23 protein-coding genes are annotated in these 23432 nt (G+C 66.8%); 13 read left to right on the top strand and 10 right to left on the bottom strand.

Annotated features, from left to right (window positions below):
• Positions 1–24 precede the first annotated feature (24 nt).
• Entirely contained in the window at positions 25–1143 is a 1119-nt protein-coding gene (locus AC1DRE_RS09830) for a substrate-binding domain-containing protein (RefSeq protein WP_476984450.1), read from the bottom strand.
• A gap of 164 nt (positions 1144–1307) precedes the next feature.
• On the opposite strand from AC1DRE_RS09830, the gene AC1DRE_RS09825 reads away from it, so the two are divergent.
• Both AC1DRE_RS09825 and AC1DRE_RS09820 read left to right on the top strand, forming a co-directional pair.
• Positions 1308–2303 carry a LacI family DNA-binding transcriptional regulator gene (locus AC1DRE_RS09825; RefSeq protein ID WP_476984571.1) on the top strand — a complete coding sequence of 332 codons (996 nt, stop codon included), beginning with the start codon at positions 1308–1310 and terminating at the stop codon, positions 2301–2303.
• A 72-nt stretch (positions 2304–2375) separates the two neighbouring features.
• Positions 2376–2669, top strand: coding sequence for a putative quinol monooxygenase (locus AC1DRE_RS09820; RefSeq protein WP_476984449.1), 294 nt, complete (start codon positions 2376–2378; stop codon positions 2667–2669).
• Between the two features lie 75 nt (positions 2670–2744).
• Here AC1DRE_RS09820 and AC1DRE_RS09815 read toward each other — a convergent pair whose 3' ends face one another.
• Both AC1DRE_RS09815 and AC1DRE_RS09810 read right to left on the bottom strand, forming a co-directional pair.
• Positions 2745–5387 carry a GH32 C-terminal domain-containing protein gene (locus AC1DRE_RS09815; RefSeq protein ID WP_476984448.1) on the bottom strand — a complete coding sequence of 881 codons (2643 nt, stop codon included), beginning with the start codon at positions 5385–5387 and terminating at the stop codon, positions 2745–2747.
• Positions 5388–5574: 187 nt separating this feature from the next.
• The gene (locus AC1DRE_RS09810) at positions 5575–6801 is read right to left on the bottom strand and encodes a pyridoxal phosphate-dependent aminotransferase (RefSeq protein ID WP_476984447.1); all 1227 of its coding nucleotides are present in this window, start codon (positions 6799–6801) and stop codon (positions 5575–5577) included.
• A 137-nt stretch (positions 6802–6938) separates the two neighbouring features.
• Between AC1DRE_RS09810 and AC1DRE_RS09805 the strand changes: the two genes are divergently transcribed.
• From AC1DRE_RS09805 to AC1DRE_RS09790, 4 genes are all read left to right on the top strand, one after another.
• Positions 6939–8687 (top strand): sensor histidine kinase, encoded by a 1749-nt coding sequence (locus tag AC1DRE_RS09805; protein ID WP_476984446.1) that lies wholly within the window; start codon positions 6939–6941, stop codon positions 8685–8687.
• Positions 8688–9140: 453 nt separating this feature from the next.
• Positions 9141–9782, top strand: coding sequence for a protein tyrosine phosphatase (locus AC1DRE_RS09800; protein WP_476984445.1), 642 nt, complete (start codon positions 9141–9143; stop codon positions 9780–9782).
• Positions 9783–9912: 130 nt separating this feature from the next.
• On the top strand, positions 9913–10470 hold the full coding sequence (locus AC1DRE_RS09795) for an RNA polymerase sigma factor (protein WP_476984444.1): 558 nt from the start codon (positions 9913–9915) through the stop codon (positions 10468–10470).
• Entirely contained in the window at positions 10463–11272 is an 810-nt protein-coding gene (locus AC1DRE_RS09790) for a hypothetical protein (RefSeq protein ID WP_476984443.1), read from the top strand. Before AC1DRE_RS09795 ends, AC1DRE_RS09790 begins: the two co-directional genes overlap by 8 nt.
• An 18-nt stretch (positions 11273–11290) precedes the next feature.
• On the opposite strand, the gene AC1DRE_RS09785 is transcribed toward AC1DRE_RS09790, so the two are convergent.
• Complete coding sequence (locus AC1DRE_RS09785; protein ID WP_476984442.1) at positions 11291–11824, bottom strand: COG4315 family predicted lipoprotein; 534 nt, start codon at positions 11822–11824, stop codon at positions 11291–11293.
• A gap of 211 nt (positions 11825–12035) precedes the next feature.
• Here AC1DRE_RS09785 and AC1DRE_RS09780 point away from each other — a divergent pair, with 211 nt between their 5' ends.
• Genes AC1DRE_RS09780 through AC1DRE_RS09770 form a run of 3 tightly spaced genes read left to right on the top strand, consistent with a single transcriptional unit; the run spans position 12036 to position 14528 of the window.
• Positions 12036–12536 carry a sigma-70 family RNA polymerase sigma factor gene (locus AC1DRE_RS09780; protein ID WP_476984570.1) on the top strand — a complete coding sequence of 167 codons (501 nt, stop codon included), beginning with the start codon at positions 12036–12038 and terminating at the stop codon, positions 12534–12536.
• Positions 12533–13312, top strand: coding sequence for an anti-sigma factor family protein (locus AC1DRE_RS09775; protein ID WP_476984441.1), 780 nt, complete (start codon positions 12533–12535; stop codon positions 13310–13312). The genes AC1DRE_RS09780 and AC1DRE_RS09775 overlap by 4 nt, the downstream gene beginning before the upstream one ends.
• A 31-nt stretch (positions 13313–13343) precedes the next feature.
• Complete coding sequence (locus tag AC1DRE_RS09770) at positions 13344–14528, top strand: pyridoxal phosphate-dependent aminotransferase (protein ID WP_476984440.1); 1185 nt, start codon at positions 13344–13346, stop codon at positions 14526–14528.
• On the opposite strand, the gene AC1DRE_RS09765 is transcribed toward AC1DRE_RS09770, so the two are convergent.
• Both AC1DRE_RS09765 and AC1DRE_RS09760 read right to left on the bottom strand, forming a co-directional pair.
• Entirely contained in the window at positions 14518–14997 is a 480-nt protein-coding gene (locus tag AC1DRE_RS09765) for an SRPBCC family protein (RefSeq protein WP_476984439.1), read from the bottom strand. The genes AC1DRE_RS09770 and AC1DRE_RS09765 overlap by 11 nt on opposite strands.
• 32 nt (positions 14998–15029) lie before the next feature.
• Positions 15030–15788: a DUF1206 domain-containing protein gene (locus tag AC1DRE_RS09760; protein WP_476984438.1), complete on the bottom strand. Its 759-nt coding sequence runs from the start codon at positions 15786–15788 to the stop codon at positions 15030–15032.
• 319 nt (positions 15789–16107) lie between these two features.
• Between AC1DRE_RS09760 and AC1DRE_RS09755 the strand changes: the two genes are divergently transcribed.
• Positions 16108–17685 carry a hypothetical protein gene (locus AC1DRE_RS09755; protein WP_476984437.1) on the top strand — a complete coding sequence of 526 codons (1578 nt, stop codon included), beginning with the start codon at positions 16108–16110 and terminating at the stop codon, positions 17683–17685.
• 71 nt (positions 17686–17756) lie between these two features.
• Positions 17757–18203 carry a hypothetical protein gene (locus AC1DRE_RS09750; protein WP_476984436.1) on the top strand — a complete coding sequence of 149 codons (447 nt, stop codon included), beginning with the start codon at positions 17757–17759 and terminating at the stop codon, positions 18201–18203.
• Positions 18204–18211: 8 nt separating this feature from the next.
• Here the strand turns inward: AC1DRE_RS09750 and AC1DRE_RS09745 are convergent, their stop codons facing one another.
• From AC1DRE_RS09745 to AC1DRE_RS09735, 3 genes are all read right to left on the bottom strand, one after another.
• The gene (locus AC1DRE_RS09745; protein WP_476984435.1) at positions 18212–18607 is read right to left on the bottom strand and encodes a hypothetical protein; all 396 of its coding nucleotides are present in this window, start codon (positions 18605–18607) and stop codon (positions 18212–18214) included.
• Between the two features lie 6 nt (positions 18608–18613).
• Entirely contained in the window at positions 18614–19603 is a 990-nt protein-coding gene (gene trmB, locus AC1DRE_RS09740; protein ID WP_476984434.1) for a tRNA (guanosine(46)-N7)-methyltransferase TrmB, read from the bottom strand.
• Positions 19604–19715: 112 nt separating this feature from the next.
• Positions 19716–19994 carry a hypothetical protein gene (locus AC1DRE_RS09735; protein ID WP_476984433.1) on the bottom strand — a complete coding sequence of 93 codons (279 nt, stop codon included), beginning with the start codon at positions 19992–19994 and terminating at the stop codon, positions 19716–19718.
• A gap of 370 nt (positions 19995–20364) precedes the next feature.
• On the opposite strand from AC1DRE_RS09735, the gene AC1DRE_RS09730 reads away from it, so the two are divergent.
• On the top strand, positions 20365–21594 hold the full coding sequence (locus AC1DRE_RS09730) for an MFS transporter (protein WP_476984569.1): 1230 nt from the start codon (positions 20365–20367) through the stop codon (positions 21592–21594).
• A 124-nt stretch (positions 21595–21718) separates the two neighbouring features.
• Here the strand turns inward: AC1DRE_RS09730 and AC1DRE_RS09725 are convergent, their stop codons facing one another.
• Positions 21719–22876 (bottom strand): ABC transporter substrate-binding protein, encoded by a 1158-nt coding sequence (locus AC1DRE_RS09725; RefSeq protein WP_476984432.1) that lies wholly within the window; start codon positions 22874–22876, stop codon positions 21719–21721.
• Between the two features lie 220 nt (positions 22877–23096).
• Here AC1DRE_RS09725 and AC1DRE_RS09720 point away from each other — a divergent pair, with 220 nt between their 5' ends.
• Complete coding sequence (locus tag AC1DRE_RS09720; RefSeq protein ID WP_476984431.1) at positions 23097–23423, top strand: GYD domain-containing protein; 327 nt, start codon at positions 23097–23099, stop codon at positions 23421–23423.
• Positions 23424–23432 lie beyond the last annotated feature (9 nt).

The raw sequence follows: 23432 nt of genomic DNA, 5'->3' as shown, positions 1-23432 counted from the left end.
CCCGCACTCAGTGATACTGCGTGGCTACTTCCCCCAGCAGATGTCGGATGCCGCGGTGGTGGTGATGCTCTTGATGCCGTCGGCCGGCTTGTCCGTGACGAGTTCGACGCCGGTGTTGTAGAAGTCCAGGCCTTCGGAGTTGGCGGGCTTCTTGCCGGTCTTGGCCAGGTCGACGATGGCCTTCACACCCAGTTCGGCCATCTTGACCGGGTACTGCTGTGCAGTGGCGCCGATGACACCTGACTTGACGTTGTTCACACCGGTGCAGCCGCCGTCGATGGAGACCACCAGGACGTCCTTTTCCTTGCCGGCAGACTTCAGGGCCTCATACGCTCCGGCGGCTGCCGGTTCGTTGATGGTGTAGACGACGTTGATATTCGGGTTCTTGGCCAGGAGGGTTTCCATGGCTGTGCGGCCGCCGTCCTCGTTGCCCTGGGATGCCTGGTTGCCGACGAGCTCGTAGTCGCCGCCCTTGCCGCCGGTGTACTTGCCGGTCTTGGCCTCGTCGCCGTTCTTCTTCGCGTCGGCGGTGTCGATGCCGAGCCCGGTGAGGAAGCCCTGGTCGCGGTTGTAGTCGACCGAGACAATCTTGTCATCGAAGAGGTCCACGAGGGCGATGGTGGCCTTCTTCCCGCCGAGCTGGGCCGCGGTCCATTTTCCGATGAGCTCACCCGCGGCGAAGTTGTCCGTGGCGAAGGTGATGTCAGCAGCATCCGCCGGGTCCGGGGGAGTGTCCAGGGCGATGACGAAGAGGCCGGCGTCCTTCGCCTTCTTCAGGGCGTCGACGACGGACGGGCCGTTGGGGGTGATCAGGATGCCCTTGTCGCCCTTGGAGATGGCGTTTTCGATGGCCTGGATCTGGGTGTCCTCGTCGCCGTCGGCCTTGCCGGCTGCCAGCTTGAGGTCCACTCCGCCGGACTCGGCGGCCTTCTTGGCGCCATCCTGCATGGAGACGAAGAACGGGTTCGAGGTGGTCTTGACGATCAGCGAGACGCCGATCTTCTCCGACGACGAACCGCCGGTGGAGCCGGCGGAGGAGGTGTTACCGCCGCACGCCGTCAGGCTGAGCGTGCCGAGCGTCAGGACGGCGCCGAGGGCGAACAATCGGGTTGCGACGGTCCGTGGGGCTGTGGAACTCAACATTGAATCTCCTGTTTCCGTGGCACTAGTTGTGCCTGACAACGATGTCATGGAACATGTAACCAAGCTCACAAGGTACAGTCAAGGCATAAATCGATAATGAAGGGCGAGGTTTGACAACGATGTCTAATCGTTACCAAGCAGAGGCGACGCAGGGCAGGCCCACAATGCGCCATGTGGCGGCGCTGGCCGGGGTCGGCATCAAGACGGTGTCGCGCGTTATGAACGAGGAACCGGGCGTTTCCGAGTCCACCCGGCTCCGCGTCCTCGGGGCCTCCCAGCAGCTCAACTACCAGCTGGACATGGCCGCGGGCAGCCTCCGGCGGACCGGGCGGCAGACGCTGAGCATCGGCCTCCTGCTGCCCAGTGTGTCCAACCCGTTCAGCGGAGAGATCCACCGGGCGCTGGAGGACTCACTCGCTGAACGCGGGATCGCCGTGTTCGCCGCTAGCCTGGACGACGATCCCCAGCGTGAGAAAGCGCTGGTCGCCGCATTCCTGGGCCGGCGGGTGGACGGCCTGGTGCTGACGCCGATTGCCAAGAGCCAGGCATACGTCATCCCGGAGCACTCCCGGGACCTGCCCATGGTGTTCATCGACCGCGAGCCCGTAGGCATCGACGCCGATGCCGTGGTGACGGACAACGCCGTCGGTGCCGCTACAGCGGCCTCCCATCTGCTGGCCCACGGACACCGGAAGCTCGCCTACCTGGGCGACCGCACCGAAATCCAAACAGCGCGGGAACGGAGGCAGGGCTTCATCGGGGAACTGGGGAGGGCCGGCCTCGCCACGTCAGCTGTTCCAGTCCGCGAAGGACTGCACGACGAGGAGTCGGCGCGGCTGGCGGCACTGGAGCTCCTGGCCTCCGACGACCCGCCAACCGCCATTTTTTCCAGCCAGAACCTGGTCACCTTTGGAGTGATGAGGGCGCTCAAGGAGCTGGGTGCCAGCAAGCGCGTGGCGCTGGTGGGGTTCGACGACTTCACGCTGGCGGACATGATGGAACCGGGGATCACCGTGATTGCCCAGCACCCGGAGCGGATAGGCAAGCTCGCAGCCGAGCGCCTGCTGGCCCGCATCGACGGCGACCGGATTGCCCCGACAACGTACATCGTGCCGTCGGAACTCATCGTGCGGGGGTCCGGTGAGATCCCGCCGTCCTGAGCGACCGGCCTGGTCCGCTTTTGCCTCACCCCACACAGCCCCAGTACAGACACATCCTTGAAAGGGAGCACCATGACCAAAACGCTTTACGCCGAATTCACGGTCAAGCCCGGCAGCGAAGCCCGGGTGGCCGAAATGATGCGCGAACTCACCGAGAAGGTGCGCAGCGAACCGGGCAACGAACTGTTCCTGCCCTACACGCGTGAGTCGAACCCGAGGGAGTACTTCGTCTTCGAGGTGTACCGGGATGAGGCCGCGTTCCAGGAGCACATCAGCGCGGACTACGGTGCGGCCTTCAATGGAGAGTTGGTGCGCCATATCGAAGGGGACGGCTCGGTTCTGACCTGGTTGCAGCCCCGGGCCTAAGGAGGCCTCGAGTGAGAGGGCCGGTGCCCGCGGGGGATCCCGCGTGCACCGGCCCTTTTCCTTTGGGCGTTGCAGCTACCTGCTGTTCTTTACAGTACTGAGTGCGGCGGCAAACATGGATGGCTGAAGCGGGGTGACCGTGAGCGACTTGACCCTGGCCGTGCCGCCTTCGGCAAAGAGGGCCACCTGACCGGCACCGGCGCCCGGGAACACCTGGTCCGTAATGGTGCGCAGGCCGTTCTGGGCAAAGACCTCCACGGACGCGCGGTCAACGTAGATCCGCAGGGTCACGTTGCCGCTTCCATCAACGGTCACCGGCGCCGAGTCCACCGACGTGAACAGTGGGTGGAAGCCCGTATTGCCGGAATTGCTCCGGTCCACATACACCTCGCCGGTTGCAGCGTCGTAGCCGATCTCAGTGGACGTTGTCCCGTCTCCCAGCACCGTTATGCCGGACTTGGCTGCCGTTCCCGGGGCGAACGTGACATCGATCCGTTGGACATCACCCGACGCCGCAGCCGGAAGCGGGTGGACGCCCGGTGCAATGCTGCGGGCAGACTTCTCGCTGTAGGAAGATTTGGCGGCCAGCTTGTCAACCTGGCTGGCCGCCTTCTGGGTCAGCCGCGGCCCGTCAGCAGTCTGGGTGAGGCCCACTTCGCGGGGCAGCGACATCGCGCTGCGCCAAGGGGACGTGGGGACGAGGTTGGCGTAATCCCAGTTGTTCATCCATCCGAGCATGATGCGCTTGCTCTGGGGCATGTTGCCGAAGGAAACCGAGGCGTAGTAGTCACGGCCATAGTCCAACCAGTCATAGCCCTGCAGCCGGGGCTTGGCCGGCCGTGCCGAAGCAACGAACTCATCGGCCAGGATGTGCCCCCAGCCGAAGCGGTTGTTGTCCACGATCCGGAGGTTGGCCTGGCGGCCCCTGAACTCCGCGACATTCCACGATGCCCAGTCCAGGACTTCGCTGTTGGTTCCCGTGGCGGACCTGACCACTTGCCCGTCCACCACGAGGTTGACTGTGGTCTCGTCCGAGCGGGGAACGGCCGCCTGGTCGGTCAGCATGACGTGGTCAAGGGTGAGGTGTCCCCACCCCCCGCCCGCCTGGTCCACGACCCGTAGCTGTGCGCTCCGGCCGGCGAACTCCGAAACGTCCCAGCCCTTCCAGTTGAGCGCGCCGGCGTTATCTCCGCTGAGCGTCCTGACAACGTTGCCGTCGATCAGGAGCTGGGCTTCCAGCACTTCCCCGGAGTCAGCGGCGCGTTGCCCGCCGCCCACGAGCATGCTCATGAAGTTCCGCGTGACGGTGAAGGCCGGGGACGTGAGGGTGCCCTGGCGGTCATCACCCGGGGCGCCGCCCGCTTCGAAGGTGTTGATCCGTTTGGCCCCGATGAAGTAGTCGCCGCCTGCCGTGGCCGGCTGGAAGGCGGGCGCCAGGTCCGCAGTTCCGGTCCAGCCGGCGTCGGCCAGGGTGCTGCCGTCCGGGACCTCGAAGCCGTTGAACAGCAGGTCTCCGGCCGGGGCATTGTTGTCCAGCTTGTCCGAGATGCGGGGATGCTGTCCGCCGCCCACGAGGAAGTTGATGTAGTCACTGCCGACCGTGAACTCCGGTGAACTCATGGAGCCAAGCGGCCAGTCGCCGTCGTTGAAGGAATTGACCAGCCCGGCCCCGGCATAGCCGGTGACCTGGCTCTGTCCTGCCAGTGATCCCTGTGCCGGGGTGTCGGCAAACGGCCCGTTCTTCCAGTTTCCGGGTTCGTTGTTGACCGTCCAGCCGCCGTAGCTTCCGTCGTTGAAACCCGCCAGCGGGGTTCCGGCCGGGAGGGAATCCGCGGGGTCCGTGGTGTCCGACGTGAACGTGGTGCCGTCAAAGTCACCCACGAAGTACTGCCCGGCAGAACCGCCCGCTACGCCGCCGGGATTGATGTTCACCACCATGACCCACTTGACGTTGTCCGGGTTTCCGTCCACGGCCAATGGAAAGAGGTCAGGGCATTCCCACAGGCCGCCAGTTGCGTTCGCCGGCCCGAAGGAGCTCAACTCGGTCCAGTCCTTGAGGTTATCGGACTTGTACAGGAGCACCTTGTGGTCCAAGGCCTCCACGGCGGTCATCACCCAGTAGCCGCTGCCGTCCGGGGCGTCGTACCAGAAGACCTTCGGGTCGCGGAAGTTGGCTGAGTTGCGGTTGAGGACAGGGTTCTGGCCGTACTTGGTCCAGGTCTGGCCCTGGTCCAGGCTGTACGCCAGGGACTGCGCCTGCAGCCCCCGGTGCGGGGAGGCGTCCTTGTAGGCGCTGGTAAAAATCGCCACCAGGGGAGGATTTGCCGCGGTGCCGAAGCCGGAGGAGTTGTTCTTGTCCACCACCACGCTGCCGGAGAAGATGTCCTGCTGGTCATCGGTGGGGATCGCCAGCGGCTGCTCCTTCCAGTGGACCAGGTCAGTGGACGTCGCATGCCCCCAGGACATGTTTCCCCAGGTGTTCCCGGACGGGTTGTGCTGGTAGTAGAGGTGGTAGACGCCCTTGTAGAAGACCATCCCGTTGGGATCGTTCATCCAGTTCTTCTCCGGCGAGAAATGGACGGCCGGGCGGTACTGCTCTTCACCCGGAGTGGTGGCCGCTCCGGCCGGGATGGCCCCGGCCAAGGCTCCGCCAAGGGCAAGGCCCGCCAGTGCCACGGCGGTGACTGCCCGCAAGCCGGTGGTTCGTGTTGTGTGCATAGTGCTGAGGTCGCCCTTCATCGCGCGTGCCTTTCCCCAAAAAGACAACGTTGTCAGTGGAGGGAACGCTAAATTAAGTCCACGAGACAAGTCAACGTACTGGTGCGCGATAGGCAGGATAAGGCACGGCAGAGCACAACGGGCAGGACCGTCCCGGCGTCACTGGCCCCCGGCAGGGCCAGGGCCCCTAGTCCGCAGCGCTGGTCCGGTACGAGGCGAGGAAAGTGGCGATCCTGCGCACGGCTTCCTCAATGTCCTCGACGGCCGGAAGGATGACAAAGCGGAAGTGGTCCGGCCTGGGCCAGTTGAACGCCGAACCGTGTGAGACCAGGATCTTTTGTTCACGCAGCAGGTCCAGGACGAACTGCTCGTCGCTCTTGAAGGGGTAAAGCTCCGGGTCAAGGCGGGGAAACAGGTACATGGCCGCCGCCGCGGGCACACACGTGACGCCGGGAATGGCGGTGAGCAACTTATGGGCGCGGTCGCGCTGTTCGCGCAGCCTGCCGCCGGGCCGGATCAGGGCCTCGATGCTCTGGTAGCCGCCAAGGCAGGTCTGGATGGCGTGCTGCGCCGGCACGTTGGGGCACAGTCGCAGGGAGGCCAGCAGTTCCAGGCCTTCCCGGTAGGCCAGTGTTGCGGCGAGCGGACCGGTGACGGCCACCCAGCCGGCGCGGTACCCCGGCATCCGGTAGGCCTTGGAGAGCCCGCTGAAAGTCAGGACGCAGACGTCCTCGGCCACCGAAGCGGTGTGGATATGTTGGGCGTCCTCGTACAGGATCTTTTCGTAGATTTCATCCGAGAACAGCACCAAATGGTGCTTGCGGGCCAACTCGGCAAACTGCTCCAGGATGTGCCGCGGGTAGACGGCACCGGTGGGGTTGTTCGGATTGATGATCACGATTGCCTTGGTACGCTTGGTGATCTTTGCTTCGACGTCGGCCATGTCCGGCCACCAGTGCTCGTCCTCATCGCACAGATAGTGCACGGGCTTGCCTCCGGTCAGGGTGACGGCGGCCGTCCACAGCGGGTAGTCGGGCGCAGGAATGAGGATCTCGTCGCCGTTTTCCATAAACGCCTGCAGGCACATGGAAATGAGCTCACTCACGCCGTTGCCGATGAAGATGTCCTCGACGCCGATCTGCATCAGGCCCCTGGTCTGGTAGTACTGCGAGATGGCCGTGCGGGCCGAGAAGATGCCCTTGGAATCGCTGTAACCCTGCGCCCCGCGCAGGTGGTGGATCATGTCCACCACCACGGACTCGGGGGCCTCCAGGCCGAACGGTGCGGTGTCGCCAAGATTCATCTTGAGGATCCGGTGCCCTTCGGCTTCCATCTCCTTTGCCGCCTGGAGGATGGGCCCGCGGAGTTCGTAGCGGACATTCTGGAGTTTGCTGGAGTGCTGCATCGGACGCATGCTTGATCTTTTCACAGCGCTGGTCCCACGACGCCGTCGCGTAGTATTCCCAACCGTGCAACGTGGCGGGTTTACACTGTGGTCAGCGCCCTTGAAGCAGCCCGGGGGACTCTTTTCTGTGCCGGGGGGACAGACCGATGAACCGTATCCAAGGATCAACCAACCCGCTTCGAACGCTGCGGCGGGCGGCGGCGTCCAACGATGACCGATCGCCGGCCGAATCAGGCTCGCCGGCCGGGGACGTGCCGCTGTCCGATGACGCGCCGCTGATCGAGGGGATCGACCGGATTTTCGGCGGGTTCGGGGCCCGGGGCCGTGTGGTGCTGAGCCAGCTGCCCCTTTCGGTCACCCTGTTCCTGGTTGTGGTCGCTGCCGCGATCTTCAGCCCGGCAACGCTGGCGGATGACGCGTTCAGGCTTGCACTGCTGGCACATGCCATACTGTTCGCCCTCTGCCTGGCGGTTCCCTGGGGGAGGGTCCACCCCGAAACATTCACTCTGATTCCCATCCTCGACTGCGTGGCCATCGGATTTACGCGGCAGGCCGGCGGCCCCAGCTTCAACATCCTGAGCCTGCTGCTGGTTTTCCCGGTGGTCTGGCTGTCCGTGGGCCGGCGCCGGCACCGGGTTGTCCTGGCAGTCCTCGCGACAGTGCTCAGCACCGTTGTCCCCGCCGCCGCCATGGGACCGGACCCGGCGCAGGCTTCGATGATCCGGACCCTCTTCCTGCCGCTGGTGATGGCCGCGATCGCGGTGACGGCCCACGTCGTGGCCGGCGCTCTGTACCGGCAACGCCGGACACTGGTCCGCAAGGACCGTGATCTGGCTGCAACCCTCGCCGAGAGCGTGCAACATCAGGGGTTGCTTGATGCCGTGCTTTCAACCGTTGATGTGGGTGTCTGGGTGGTGGACGAAAACGGCCAGGACGTGCTGACTAACAGGGCGATGCGGACCGACCCCTCGTTGGCCCGGCTGACACGCGCCGCAGGGTCTGGGAAGCTCTATCACGGCGACAGGACCACCGTTGTGCCGCCGGAGGGGTTCCCTGCCGCGCGGGCTTCCCGGGGTGAGGCGTTCACCCATGAGCTTTACTGGGCGGGCGAAGAAACGGAGCAACGCGCCTATTCCGTCAGCGGCCGCGCCATCCGGTCCCTGGACGGGACCAATTCGGGGGCTGTCGTGACTTTCGCCGAGGTGACCGCCCTGATAAACGCGCTGGCTGCCAAGGACAATTTCGTTGCCACGGTATCCCATGAACTGCGCACGCCGCTGACGTCAATACTTGGCTACCTGGAACTGGTCCTGGACGAGCCTGGCCACGAGGACATAGAGCCTGAGCTGCGGATCGTGGAGCGGAACGCCGGCAGTCTGCTGGGCCTGGTGAATGACCTGATTGCCGTCGCGTCCGAAAACGTGGAGCTCGTCCTGCGGGAAACGGATATCGCAGATCTCCTCGCCGCCGCCGTGGCCGCCAACCAGGCGCGCGCTGCCCTCTGCGGAGTGGCCCTGGTGCTCGACGCGGACCAACCGCTCACGGCCCGGGTGGACCCCGCCCGGATCCGGCAGGTGTTCGGCAACCTGATATCGAACGCCGTGAAGTACTCACCGGACGGCGGGAGGATCACCGCCCGTGCCCGCAGGAACGGCACGGAACTGGTCTGCTCGATCACCGACACAGGCATCGGCATGACGGAGGAGGACCAGGAACAGGCATTTACCAAGTTCTTCCGTTCGGCCCGGTCCCGCGATACTGCCATTCCGGGAGCAGGCCTTGGCCTTCCCATCAGCAAAACCATCATCGAAGGGCACGGCGGGTCGATCGGCCTCACCAGCGCACCGGGAGAGGGCACCACCGTGACCTTCACCCTTCCGGCTGACCCGCGCTAAAGCCCAGACCAGCTGTTCGGATCAGCTGGTCTGGTGGCGCGCTTTCGCCAGGATGTCCAGTATTCGTCGTCCACTTCGTCGACCGACGTCAGCCGCACCCTCCGGTCGAAGAACCCACGCGCCCGCGCCTTGACGGGCTCGAGCCTGCCCTCAGCCGGAGCGCAGCCCAGGCCAGGAACGCATCCGCAAGGGGCCGCAGCACGGGGTGGCTGGCGTACTGGGCGTCGATCAGTTCATCGGCGTCACGCGTTCTTCAGATCGGTCGGCTTGCCCATGGTCAGATCCTAATGCCGGCGGCTGTTACGCGGTCCCCAAAAAGAATTTTGGGGACCGCGTAACTTTTCCGGAACCCGCAGCGATGTAAGGGGAGTGTGGACCGCGTCCGCACCGCTTGAGTGGCCGGATCCAACCTGGCCGTTACTGACACTGTTGTATATGTTTTCGGAGGGTTCCATGTCCTTGTTCACTGTTTTTGCCACTAGCAAGATTGCCGCGAGCGCATTGGCGGCCGGCACGCTGGCGGTCGGTGGCACCGGCGCAGCCGCATTCGCCGGAGCGCTTCCCTCCGACGTTCAGCAGAGCGCCCACGAGCTGCTCGGCGCCCCCGCCCCGCACGTCGGCGGCGTTTCCGAGACCGCCACGGCCGACGCCAACGCAGAGGCTTCCGCTTCCGCCACGCCGTCCGCTTCCGCCGATGCCGCCGCTGAGAGCGACAACGCCAAGGCCGAAGCATCTGCAACCGCTGTTGGCCCGGACGCCACCGGCCCCGCCGCTTACGGCCTGTGCACCGCCTTCACCAAGGGTGGCCTGGCAACGTCCTCCACCGGTTTCGCATCGCTGGCCATCGCCGCTGAAGGCGAAGCCAACATCGACAGCTACTGCGCCGATGTAGTTGCCGCTACCAAGTCCGACAGCCACAAGGTTGACGGTGCCGGCTCGGGCGACGCCGCCGCCGACGTCAACACCCCCAACGTCCCGGAGGTTCCGGAAGCACCGGAACTGCCCACCCAGGCAGCCGTTCCCGCCGCACCGGAACTCCCCGCCGAGGTCCCCGCCCAGCTCCCCGAGGTGCCCGCCTCAGCTGGCCGTCCGTAACACAGCCGCCTATGGTGGATCGCGGGACTCCTTCACTTTGGCAGGAGTCCCGCGGTGCAACATGCGCCAGTCCCCAGCCTTCCGGAACCCGGATATGTGACCACGCTGCGTGGCATGGAGGAGCCTGACGGTGCTCGACACTTTGGCAGATGAATACGTGCACACGGCCGGGGCCGACCCCGCCGTGCTGTTCACCCTTGTCTACCGAAAGTTCTCCGGCGCCGTACTCGGTTACCTGCGGGCCCGCGGTGTGGATGATCCGGAGGCGGTCACCCAGGACGTCTTCCTGGCCTTCTATCCGAAGCTTGACGGCCTGACCGGCGGACTCCAAGGCGCCAAGTCGCTCATCTTCTCAATCGCCCACGCCCGCATGGTGGACCACTACCGCCGCGACGAGCGCAGACCGGTCCTCAGTCCTTACGAGTCAGACCTCGACGGCCGAAGCTCCGCCTCGGCAGAGGAACAGGCGCTCGCAAAGGTTGACTGCGGAGGTGCCGGAGCCCTCCTCGACGGACTAAGCCCGGACCACCAGGAAGTGCTTGCACTCAGGGTGGTCGCGGACCTCTCCGTGGAACAGACCGCTGACGTCATGGGCAGGACTCCAGGAGCAGTCAAACAGTTGCATCGCCGGGCGCTCAACGCCCTCAGGGAACGCGCCTTAACAGGAAGCCAGGCACATCATGAGTGACATCTCCTCATCCCGGGACCAGCGGATCATCGACGAACTGCTGGCCGACGCCGGCATGGACGACGACGGCGAGCTTCGCCCCGTCCTGCTGGAACTGCGTGCCCTGGCAGCCGACAGCCCCCGTCCATCCGCAGCGGTGGAGGCGCTGATGGCACCGGCAGCCATGCTTGCGGCAGCGCCCACGGCGTCCGCCATATCCGCCAGTCCAGAGTCAGCCGCGCCGGCCATTTCCGCCGCCGCTGCATCCGCCGCCCCCACCGTCGACGAACTTGCCGCCCGACGCCGGCGCAAAAGCCGCCTTCCGCTCACAGCCCTCACCGTCGCGGCGGCCCTGGCCGCAGGAGGCGCCGCTGCTGCGGCCTCGGATGAAAACTTCCGCCACACCCTGGGCAACGTCGGTCATGCCGTGACGTTCATCGTGGGGACCATGACGCCCGGCGGGAAGACTCCCGCCCAGCCCGCACCGGACAACGGTGGAACCGTGCCTGGAACGCCCGCCCCTGCACCGACGTCACCGGCGCCATCCCCGGCGGACGGCGGATCAGCCCCCGGCGGGCAGGCTGGCGGGAACACCCCCGCCGATCCCGCCACACCCTCACCAGGCGCATCCGGGACCCCCGGGCTTACGCTGCCCGCAAAACCCGATCCCCGGAATCCGGGCACCATTCCGGGGCAGGGCCAGTTGCCCACCGTGAAGCCGCTTCCGTCTCCTCCGGTGAGCCCCGATCCGTCCGGGCTGGTTCCCACGCCATCCGTTGAAGTGCCGACTCCCGAACTGCCCAGTCCGCAGCCGGGCCGCTAGCCACGCTGACGCCGCGGGCTAGTATCCGGTGGCCGCGGCCTTCACCATCTCTCCTGCAGGGCTGACCAGATACCAGACGCCGTTGACGCCTTGGCCGGTGATGTCCCCCGCGGCCTTGTCCTTGATGTAGTAGTACACGGGAAGCCCGTTGAGGGTGACCTGCTTTTTACCTTCCGGCGTCGCGATGGTTCCCACCGTTCCGGTCACGCCGTCAACTGCCGGTGAGTCCGTTTCCGTGAGAACCGGCGGCCATGCCGCTATGCAGGCGCCCGTGCAGGCACTGGTAGCGGAGTCCTTGACGTCCTTGGTGAAGAAATAGACGCTCATGCCCTTGGCATCCACCACGATCTGGCCGGCACCGGATGATGCCGTCTTCAGCTCCGCCGCGCCCGCGGGGACCGGGGACGACGCCGGCGCGGATTTTTCGACAGGGGCGGAGGCCGACGTCGTTCCTCCCGCAGTGGTGGGAGTCGTTTCGGTGCCGCCGCCACAGGCGGTGAGAAGCACGGCCAGCGCCACAGCTGACAGCCCTGCGCCGAGTTGCTTTTTCATGTCCAGCTCCTTGGATTCGTGCCGGCCAAAACGGTGGGGTCCGGCGCTATCCGGTACGACGTACTTGGGCGGAGAATGGTTCACAGCGGCCGCTCCCTGAACCGTTTGCGCCGCGGCGTCGTCGTAACAGGGGACGGCGGGCGGGAGGCCTGCCGCAGCAGCACGAGGCAGCACAATGCAGGGCACCATCAAAACAGCGGGAGGGCCGCGGATGCCGCTCGATGAAGAGGTCGTGGCAGCGATCTACCGCGAGCACGGGGCGGCTCTGCGGCGCTTTGTGCTGAGCGCCTCCCGCGATCCGCAACTGGCGGACGACGTTGTTCAGGAGACCGTACTCCGCGTCTGGCAACAGGCTCCGGAAATTACCGGCAGCCTGCGGAGCTACCTCTTCCGCACTGCCCGGAACATCATGATCGACAACTACCGAAAGGCCCAGCGCCGTCCCATCGAGGCGACAGAGCGGGACGTGGCTGATCCGGCGGAAGCCAGCGAACGGGTTGACGAGCTGCTCAACCGCGTCCTGATGGAGGAGGCCCTGCTGCGGCTAAGTGCTGAACACCGGGACGTCCTGGTGGCCCTGCACTATCGCCGCTGCACTGTTACGGAAACGGCTGTGGAACTCAACATCCCTGCCGGGACAGTGAAGTCCCGCGCGTTCTACGCGGTGCGGGCGCTGCGGACCATCCTTGACGAAATGGGGGTGCAGCGGTGAGCGGCGCGGAAATGCACAAATTGTTGGGGGCATACCTGCTGGGCGGGCTGGAGCCAGCTGAAGCGTCGCGCTTCGAACAGCACCTGACCGCGTGCGCGGACTGCCGCCGGGAGCTGGACGAACTCGCCAGCCTGCCGGCGCTGCTTGACGCCCTCCCTGTCGCCGACGCCGTCGCCCTCACGGGCACCGCCTCCGCGGCGCCGGCAACCCCGGGGACCGTCAGCGGGGCGGGCGAGGGCCTTCCCGCAACCGCCGCCACGCCCGCGGAAGCCACCCCTGCGGGAGCCGCATCGTTGGGGGACGTGGCTCCCGCGGGGGACACCGCCGGCCTGCTGGACGAGCTGGCGGTGCGGCGGCGGAAATCCCGACGGCGGTGGACGGCGTTCGTCGGGGCGGTGGCCGCCGCGTGCCTGGCGCTGGGAGTCCTGGCCGCTCCGCTGTTCAACCAGCCGCCGAAGCCGGACGCGAGCTATTCGGTGGAGGCACCGGGCGGGCTGCAGGTCCAGCTTGCCCTGATGCGGAAGGCGTGGGGGACCGAAGTCTCGTTCACGGGGACCAGCCTGCCCACCCAGGGAACATTGTCCCTGTGGGTCAAAGGCCAGGACGGCACTGAGGACCGCGCCTGCAGCTGGTCCGCGACGCCCGGCGGCCGGTCCAGGATCACCGGCGCAACGCCCACCCAGATCAGCCGGATCAGCAGCGTGGAACTGCGTAACGAAGGGCAGCAGACAGTGGCTGTCATTTCCATGGTGGACGGCACATCCGGCGCCCATTGACGCGGTCCGTACCCGGTGGGACGCTGGGCACATGGTCCGCGGCAGGACCGGGCGTTTCGCCCGGATTCAGCCTTTCGGCATCGACAGGGTGGCAGCCGCCGTCGGTGGTGATCCCGACGTGCTCCGGATGGAAAACCTGGACACTGACATCGCGCCGCCGCCGTCGGCCATCATCGCCACCCGCGATGCGGTGGGAGACATGGCCGCCAACAGCTGGCTGCCCTTCACCGGGAAGCTGGCCCTCCGTCAGGCGGTGGCACACCGGCTCCGGCAGCAAACAGGTCTCTCCTACGATCCACGCTCCGAGGTGGTGATCACCGGCGGAGCGCTGGCGGGAATGCTCAGCGTCCTCCTGGCCACCGTGGACCACGGGGACGAAGTAATACTCACTGATCCCACCTACGCTGGAATGATCAACCGCGTCCGGCTTGCAGGGGCCGTGCCGGTATTCGTCCCGCTGACGGTGTCCGGCGGGCGCTGGCGCCTGGACCCGGGGCGGCTGGCGGCCGCGGTCTCCGCCCGGACCCGCGCCATCCTGCTGATGAGCCCGTCCATGCCCTCCGGCCACGTGTTCACCGACGCCGAGTGGGGCGCCGTCCGCGACGCCTGCCAGCACGCGGACTGCTGGCTGCTGTACGACGCCGCCATGGACCGGATCCTGTTCGACGGACTGCCGTACCGCCATCCGGCGTCGTTCCCCGAGCTGGCGCACCGCACCATCACCCTGGGCGGCGTGTCCAAGAACTACCGCATGATCGGCTGGCGCGTCGGCTGGGTGGCGGGTCCCCCGGAGGTCATGGGGGATATTGCCCTCGCCGCGATCTACAACACCGCGGTGGCCAGCGGTTTCGGCCAGGCAGGTGTCCTTGCCGCGCTGACCACCGACGACGACGGCATCGCCGGTGCCGTGCGGGAGTGGCAGTCGCGCCGGGACCTGGTTGCCAGTGAACTGGCGGGGCTTCCCATCGTGATTCCCGAAGGCGGCTGGTCCCTGCTGCTCGATGCCGAGGCGCTGGGGATGCGGGCACCGGAACTGTCCCGGCGGCTCCTCGAAGCGGGCCGGATCGCAGCGACGCCCATGACGGCGTGGGGCCAGGACGTGGCCCCACGGTACGTGCGGCTGGTCTACGCCACCGAACCGATGGGCCGGCTGCAGGGCGTCGGGGCGCGCGTCCGGGCCGCCCTCGAGGACTCCGAGCGCGTGCTCAGGCGTTGAGGGCGCGGAACTCCGCCACGAGCCGCGGGTCCTCGCAGGCCCGGGCGAAGGCTTCGATGCGTTTTTCGATCTCGCGGCCCAGCAGCCAGCCGCCGATCCGCTCCGCCACGGGCCGCAGCCACGCCGGCCGGCAGGAAAAGGTGTACTTCCAGACTGCACGGGTGCCGCCGTCGGCCGGGGTGAACCGCCACCCGCCGCCAAAGGTGCCGAAGAACCACGGACCGGAGACCATGGTCATGCCCACATTCCGGGGCGGCGTGTAGGAGACGTATTCGCTCACCATCACCAGCCCCATCTTCGAGACCGTGCGGGTGCGGACGCCCTTGCCGGCGGCCCGGGCACCGTCCAGCCAGCCCTGGGCCGAAATGAAGGGATCCCATTTCAGCCGGAAGTCGCCGGTGGTCTGCGAGAAGGCAAAGGCAGTTTCCGGATCGAGGCGGATGAAGCGTTCGGCGCGTACCTGGGGCATGCGTCCACCCTAGCCCGGAGGGCGCGGGCGGCTCACATTTTGGCCAGTTTTGCCCGTGCCACCTGGAACACGCCATAGGCAATCAGGCCGATGCCGACGGCGGCCAGCAGGTACACCCCGAACGGCTGGTCCCGCAGGGCCTTCAGGCCGCCGTCGAGCCCGGTGGATTCCTCCGGGTGCGCCCGGACGGTTGCTATGACAATCAGCAGGCCCACCAGCAGGAGGGCAAAGCCCTTCGCAACATAGCCCACCACGCCGAGCACGCTTACGGCGGTGCGCTGCGTGCCCGGTGCAGGCATCCTGAGGTTCTTTTCGAACGACTTGCGGATGCCGCGGATACCGTACGCAATTCCGGTGATCGCTACGGCTGCGCCAATGACGATCAGCAGCGCGACACCGCCCGGGGCCCTCATCAGGGCCACGGTGAAGTCGCTGGTGGACTGGCTGTTGTCCTTGCCGCTGCCGATGGCGAAGGAGGCAAACGTGACAGCGAAGGCGGCGAAAACCAAGGCCTGCCCGGCAGCCTTGAGCTTCCGGAGGATCTTTTGGCGTTTCGGCAGGTTGCTGTAGTCGAAAACTGCGTCGCTGGCCTGCCAGATGGCCAGAGCCACACAGGCGGCGAAGCTGCTCCACAGCAGGAGGGGCCCGGCTGGCTGGCCGGCAAGCTGCTGCACGGCACCGCTGACATCCGCGTGGCCCTCCCCGCCCATGGCCAGGCGGATGGCGATGGAACCCACCAGGAAATGAAGGAGGCCGCTCACGGCGAACCCGGCGCGGGCCATGATCTCCATCGGCCGCGAATTGGTGACTTCCTCAGCCGTGCCGGCGGCCGATCTCAGTTCTTTTTTGATGTCCGGTTCCTCGCGCAGTTCTCGTGGCCGCGGGCTTGTCCCGCCGTGGTGTTAAAGGCCAATCGTGCCACGGGAACCGGATCCGGAACAGCTCCTTTTCCGGCAGTTTTTCCGGTGTCCCTTTCCGGCAACGTGCACGCTGGACACGGACCCTGCGGGGCCGCATGGGGAGGGATGCCCATGGCGCGCCCCGTAGTGACATGGCACGATGTGGACCAGCCGCCGCCCTCGCAACGGCACCATTCTCTGGGGAGACACCATGACCTTTTACGGTGCTGACGTCAGTCAGCTTCGCGCCTTGGCCAAAGCCGCAGACAAGGCTGCGTCGCTTCTCAGCACCAGTGCTTCCTCGCTGCAGAGCCAGATTCTTGCCGCTCCCTGGAAGGGCAGTGACGGGGAACGATTCCGGCAGGAATGGACGGGCACCCACCGCCCGAGCCTGGAGCGCGTGGTGGCAAGCCTCCGGCAGAACTCCAAGGTCCTGCTACAGCAGGCCGCGGAGCAGGAAAAATCCTCGGGGGCCGGCCCGGGCGGCACGGGTGCGGGGCCGGGCGGGCTTGCCGGGCTTTTCGAGCAGATGAAGAGCTGGGTGCAGGAAAAGCTGGAGGCCGCCCGTGAGGCGGCCGAACACCGGGCCGACCTCCAGGGCCAGCTGGACACGATGGCCGGGGCCAGCCCGGAGGAACAGGCGAAGTGGTGGGACAGCCTCTCCGCGGCGGACAGGAAGTACCTGATCGAGGGCGAAGGCCCGGACGGTCCGCTGGCCAAGGACCTGATGGCCATGGACGGCGGGATCCCGGAATCAGCGCAGGACCTCGCCCGGAAGCACCTGCTGGAGCTGGCCAAGGAGGACATCCCCGTCTATACGGAGACGGGCAAGGCGTCCATCGAAGCCCGAGTCCTCTGGGTCCACGGCGGCGCCGAGGTGGGCACCGAAGTGGTGGAAAACGCGGACGGCTCGGCCACTGTGAAGGTGTACGGCAACATGGGCCTGGGCGTGAACGACGCCACGGGGTCCGCCGGTGCCACGCTCACGGGCGAAGTAGCCCGTGAGTACACGTTCGACAGCGTCGAAGAGGCCATGGCTGCCCGCAACCAGATGTACGAGGACCTTCCGCCGGACAGCGTGGGCGAGATCAAGGACGTGGCCGGAAACCCGCCGGACTACATCCTGGACACCCTGAACGAGGCGGCCTCGGATAACGGCTCCAGTGGCCACGAGGACAAAGCCAAGGGATCGTTGAGCCTCGAGGCGGGGTCCGAGTCCACCGATGCCGCCGGTTCCGCAAAGCTGGAGCTGGCCTATGAGAAGAACCTGACCGACGGAACGTCCAAGGGCAGCGTAGAGGTTTCCGCCGAGGGCAACCTGGACCTGGACGGGCGGACGTTCGAGGCCTCCGGCAAGGGCGGGCTGGAGCTCAACATGGACAAGGACAACAACATCAGTTCGGTGTCGCTGTCCATGGAGGGCACTGTGGCGCAGGGCGTCAAGGAAGGTATGGACGTCAAGGCGGGCAACGTCGAATCCAGCGTGACGGCAGGTACCCAGGGCTCGGTTAAGATCGACATCGATTACACGCCGGAGAACAGCGCCTTGATCGACAGTTACATGAAGAACGTGGCCTTGGGGAACAATGGGGCAGCCGCACAGGACGCCGCCAGGCTCTACGACGCGGGCTCGGCCACCGTCCAGGTGAACACTGTGGTCACGGCGTCCAACGAGGCCGGATTCGACATCAAGGCCGGCGAGGTCAAGGTCAGCACGGAGAACCAGGTCACCACCAACGTCAGCACGTACCAGAAGGTTCCGAACGACACCAAGCTGTCCCGGCTGTAATTCCGCGGCCGCCCGTAATCGTCGCCTTCCCCAAAAACACTGCGTTACCGCTGAAGGAGCAACCACCAGCCATGACAGTTCACATCGAATCCCCGCTCGGTTTCACGGCGGACTTTCCCGACCACACCCTGGTCCTGGACGACTCCACCGCGGGTCCCAACACCGAGCAGTACGGGCTGCTGGGGGACGTCCTGGTCACGGTCATCACGGACGACGTATCCGTTGAGGGCCCGGCCCAGGCCAACGGCTGGGCACACCTGATGGCAAGCCATTACCTTGACGAGCGCGGCGGAAGCCTGCTGACCGAAGGCGAACTGAACCTTCCCGGCAAAGCCGCGTACGCCGTCGTCGTCGGTTATGACGATGCGCGGGGCGACGCGAAGGCGGCCGCCACCGTGGGGGTGTGGGAAAAGGACCGCTTCATCGGCGTGGTGGTCATCTGGCCGTATGTCGACCCCCAGCTCGAGCCGCGGATCGGCCTGCTCAAAGACGTGGTCGGCGCCATCCGGGTGAGCTGACGCCCCGCTTATCCGAAGGTGAACCAGGGACCGGCAACGCCGGCCCACGTCCAGAGGCCGCCCGTCAGGTTGAACGCGGTGAACGCCAGGCCAAGCAGCCCGGTAATCCGCCCGGCGCTCATCCGGGCCGACCGCTTGATGGCCACGATTCCTGTAATGACCGAGGTCAGGACCAGCCCCGCCAGGATGCCCGCCAGTTCGATGAGCATGACCCAGTACCCGCCGGTGTCCCGCACGGGGACGTTGGCCAGGAGGGGTTCGGCGGCGGCCATGATGAACGTGGACAGGCTGAACATGGCCGCAACCGGTGCCAGCACGGCGGACACCAGGCTGATGATGCCGGCCGCCAGCCCGCGCGAATCAGCGGAGCGGCCCTGCGGGGTCGCGGGCAGTGCGGAGGCCATGCTGCATCATAGCCGCCGGTAGCACAGATCGAAGATGAGGCGGCCGGCCTCGTGGGCCTTGTTTTCGAAACTCGTCCGGATGCGCCCCTCGAACCGCGGTGCCCAGCCGCCGGTCTCGTCCACGCCCTCGTTCGGGCCCGTGTGTTCGGTGCTGACCGGGGCGCGGCCCTCTTTGACGGGCGCGCCGCCCACCAGGGACTCGACGCCAGACTGCCATACCTGGGTGAGGGGGCTTTCGGGGCCCCTGCGCTCGCCGTCGTGCAGGTTCATGAAGTCGGCAGAGCCGGCCATGACATCGCGGACGTGCACCGCGTAGTTGGACCAGTCCGTGGCCACGCGGAACAGGCCGCCGGGTTTGAGTGCCGTGGCAACGAGCGCGGCAAACTCGGGCTGGATCAGGCGGCGCTTGTGGTGGCGGGATTTGTGCCAGGGGTCGGGGAAGAAGACCCAGACCTCGCTGACGGACCCCGCCGGCAGCATGGTGGCCAACACCTCCGGCGCGTTGGCCTCGACCACGCGGACGTTGCTGAGCTTGCGGCTGTTGATCTTGATCATGGTGTTGGCCAGGCCCGGGGTGTAGACCTCCACGGCCAGGAAGTCCCAGTCCGGGTTCTCCTCGGCCGCATGGCAGACGGCATCGCCCAGGCCCGAACCGATCTCCACGATCAGGGGCGCCGTGCGGCCGAACTCCGCCTCGGCGTCGAAGACATAGTCCGGATGCACGGACGTGTTGGCGATGTGCCGCGGAACGTCAACCGCCCAGCGGTCCGAGTGCTCCTCCCAGGCAACCTGCCGGCGGCCCTGCAGGCGGGTTCCTCGGCGCACAAAGCTGACGGGCCGGCCGCCGTAGGTGCCGAACGAAGCCTGCGTGCCGGGGGTCACCGGGCGGGCTGCCTGCTGCTGTTCCGGAGCGGCATCCGGCGACGGGGCAGATTCCGGTGCTGCTTCCGGCGTCTGCGCGTGCGTCGGTTCGGGGGTTTCTGGGGATTCACTCATCATTTCCAGAATAGTGGACATCGTCAGGGGAGCCGGGCCCGCGGCCCCTTGGCCGGACTGGGGCTAGAGCCGGCCCGGCCCCTGAGCCGGCCCGGGGCGGGGATGGGCGCCGTCAGAACAGAATCATGAAATCCCCGTTCCGGAGCACCAGCGCCATGGCGGCGGCCACTTGCAACCCGGAGATCCACAGGCTGGCGGCGGCGGTCGTCCAGCTGTTTGATCCGGGCGGGGATCCTCGGACTGCAGCGACGCCCAAAGACACCGCCAGCAGTCCAAAAAGCATCGGGAGGCTCCACAGGACCAGCGGGGCAACCCACATCAGCGAACCAGTGCCTTCATCAGGCCTCGTAAACAGTGCCGTCAAGAGGCTGGCCGGGGCGGTTACGATCATGCTCGCGGGCGCGATGAGACTAAAAACCAGGCTGGTGTTGCCTGCACCGTCGCCGCCGCGACGCCGTGGCTGGGCGGGCGGTGGCTGGGCGGGCGGTGGACCAGGCGGTGATCCGGCGGGTGAAACGTACGATTCCGGAAAGCTCATGGGTCCCCCTGTGCCGGATATGCGGGTCCTGTGGCGCCAGGACGTGGTCAGTCCAGACTAGGGACGGCCGGGCGACGCCGCAGCCGGGATTCGGCCCTATGTGGATAACTCCTGCGAGAATGGGCCGGTGACCGAAGCCAACAACGCTGCCACGAACGCAGCCAGGAACGCTGCCCCGAAAACAACAGCGCCGGGCCGCGTCCTCAGGGACCCTTCCGGCACGCTGGTGGACGCCGAAGTCGACGAGCTGCCCGCCGCCGAGCCCACCCGCGTCAGCGGACCCCGCGGGCTGATCTACCTTGGCGTCTGCCTGGTGCTGATCGGGCTGAACCTGCGGACCGTGTTCTCCAGTTTCGCGGCGGTCCTGCCGGAAATACGGTCCGACGCCGGCCTGCCGGGCTGGGCGGTGGTGGTCCTCACCACCGTGCCGGTGACCCTGCTGGGTGTGTTCGCCCCGCTGGCGCCGGTGCTCGCCCGGCGTTTCGGCGCCGAGCGCGTGCTGCTGGGGGCCATGGCCGTGCTTACCGCGGGCCTGCTGCTCCGCCCGGTTGAACTGCCGGGCGCCGGGCACCTGCCCGCGCTGCTTGCCGGAACAGCGGCCTGCGGCGCCGCCATTGCCCTCTGCAACGTGCTGCTGCCGGGCCTGGTGAAACGCGACTTCCCGCACCGGCTGGGGCTGATGGGCGGGCTGTACACCACCGCCATCTGCGCCTCGGCCGCCCTGGGTGCCGGCTTCACCTACCCGGTGTTCGCTGCGTCGGGGGAGTGGACAGCGGCGCTGTGGTTCTGGGCGCTGCCCGCCGTCGTCGTACTCTTCCTGTTCCTTCCGCTGGCCGTCCGGCAGCGGCACCCGCGGCACCAGGCCGTTGCCGACGGTGTCAACGTGTGGCGTTCGCCGGTCGCCTGGCAGGTCACCATCTTCATGGTGCTGCAGGCCATGATGTCCTTCAGCGTGTTCGCCTGGCTGGCACCCATCCTGCGGGAGCGCGGAGTGGACGGCGGGACGGCCGGGCTGATCGTCTCCGCCTCCATCGTGCTGCAGATGCTGGGGTCCCTCTTCGCGCCGGCGCTGGCCGCGCGGTTCCGCGACCAGCGGGCGATCAACACGGTGGTGGCGCTGATGACCGGCGGCGGGTTCGCGCTGAGCATTTTCGGTCCGCTCGACCTCATCTGGATGTGGACCGGGCTGCTGGGCCTCGGGCAGGGCAGCCTGACCGCGGTGGCGCTGACCATGATCATGCTGCGGACAAGGGACGGGCATACGGCCGCCCACCTGTCGGGCATGATGCAGGGCGTGGGCTACGGCCTCGGGTCCACGGGCACGCTAATGGTCGGGCAGCTGCACCAGGCCACCGGCTCCTTCGCCGCGGCCGGCGTGCTGTTCCTCGTGGTGGGGGCGCTCGCCGCCGTGTTCGGTTACAGGGCGGGACGGGACCGTTTCATCGGCGGGTGACGCTCGACGGCGGTAGCCCTGCGGTAGCCCTGCGGTAGCCCTGCGGGAGAGCCGGAGGCACCTGCCGGGAGTCCCGGCAGGTGCCTCTGTCCTTGCGGTGCGCTGGTTTCAGTCCTTTCCTGGCTTATTCCTTGCCGAGGCCGGCGGCGCTCACCTTGTCTCCGCCGGTTTCGGCGGTGACGCTGTTCAGGGCGGTGAGGTCGAAGATGCCGTTGATGTCCGCCTGCTTGGTGGTGCCCGCGTCCACACCGTCCTGCAGCAGCTTCTTGTAGGCTCCGGCCAGCGGATCCACCGTGAAGACGATGTTCTTTAGCGACCGCTCAATGACGTCCGGCTTCAGTTCGGCACCGGACGCGTCCTTCAGGGCAGCGTTGATGACGGTGGACTTCTCGTCCGCAGCAGCGGAGTTGAGCCACTTCACGGACTCGGCGTGGCCCTTCAGGAGGGCTTTGACGGTGTCCGGGTGCTCGGCGGCGAACTTCTTGTTCACGATCAGGATGGTGGTGGGGAACTCGCCGGGCTTGCCGGTCAGCGACCCGTCCCACAGGTCCTTCTCATCGACCAGGACCTTCGCACCGGCCTGCAGCACCAGGCGGGAGGCCCAGGGCTCGGGCAGCCACGCGCCGTCGAGCTTGCCGTCCTGGAACAGTTTCAGCGTCTGGGCGTTCTCGGTCGGGTTGATCGCCACATCGCCGCTGCCGTCGGTGCTGGTCTTGTAGCCCTGCCCGGCCAGCCAGGCCCGCAGCGCCACATCCTGCGTCCCGCCCAGCTGCGGCGTGGACAGGGTCTTGCCCTTCAACTCCGCCGCGGAGCCAATCTCCGGCTTGACCACCAGCTGCGCCCCGCCCGCCGCRGCGCCGGCAATGATGCTGAYGGACTCSCCCTGGCTCTTGACGAACGAGTTGATCGCCGGGTTCGGCCCGATGTAGGCGGCATCGATCGCGCCGGCGTTCAGCGCCTCGATCGCRGCCGGGCCGGCGTTGAACACCTGCGTGCTCAGCTTCGTTTCGCCCAGGCTCTTGGCGATGAAACCCTCCTTGACCCCAACCAGGGCAGGAGCATGGGTCACGTTGCCGAAGAAGCCAAGTTTCAGCTCGGCCGCGGGGGTGGGGGCGGCCGCCTGGGCTTCGGTGCTTCGGGAAAGTGTTGACGCCACCACGGCACCGGCGGCAATGAGCAGCACCAGGCCGAGGGCAACCAGAACCTCGACGGCGCGCTTGCGCTTTGGTTTGTTGCTCTCTCCTGCCACGATGCGGGTCATTTCGGGCTGGGGACTTGTCATTGTTTCACCATAGGGAGTGTCATAAACGAGGTTCAATGACTGGGAAACCGGGGGTCACGCGCGTTCATGCAGCGTCATATTCGCGCAACACAGGGCAAGGCCATTCCCGCCGGAAAAGGGCGCGGGCATTGCTGCCCGGCCGGGAGACTGCCACTCTTGCTGCATCGGCACCACCGGCGCCATCCGTGCCACCGGCGCCCAGGAGAGGAAGGACCAGACGATGCCGCTCTACCTGTCGAAATTCAGCTACACACCGGAGACGTGGGCGAGGCTGACCAGCAACCCCGAGGACCGCAGGAAGGCCGCACAGGCATACATCGAATCCGTCGGCGGTAAACTCCACGGATTCTGGTACGCCTTCGGCTCCCACGACGGCTACAACCTCTGGGAGGCACCCGACAATGTGTCCATGGCCGCGGTTGCACTGGCGATCAGCGGAGGCGGCGCACTGAGCTCATTCGACACCACGGTGCTCCTGACCGTCGACGAAACGCTGGAGGCCCTGCGGAAGGCCGATCAGATCAAGTACAGGCCGCCCGGCACCTGACCTTCGCCG

It is taken from the genome of Arthrobacter sp. P4_H3, from assembly GCF_056400885.1.
This window is presented reverse-complemented; position numbering and strand designations above follow the sequence as displayed.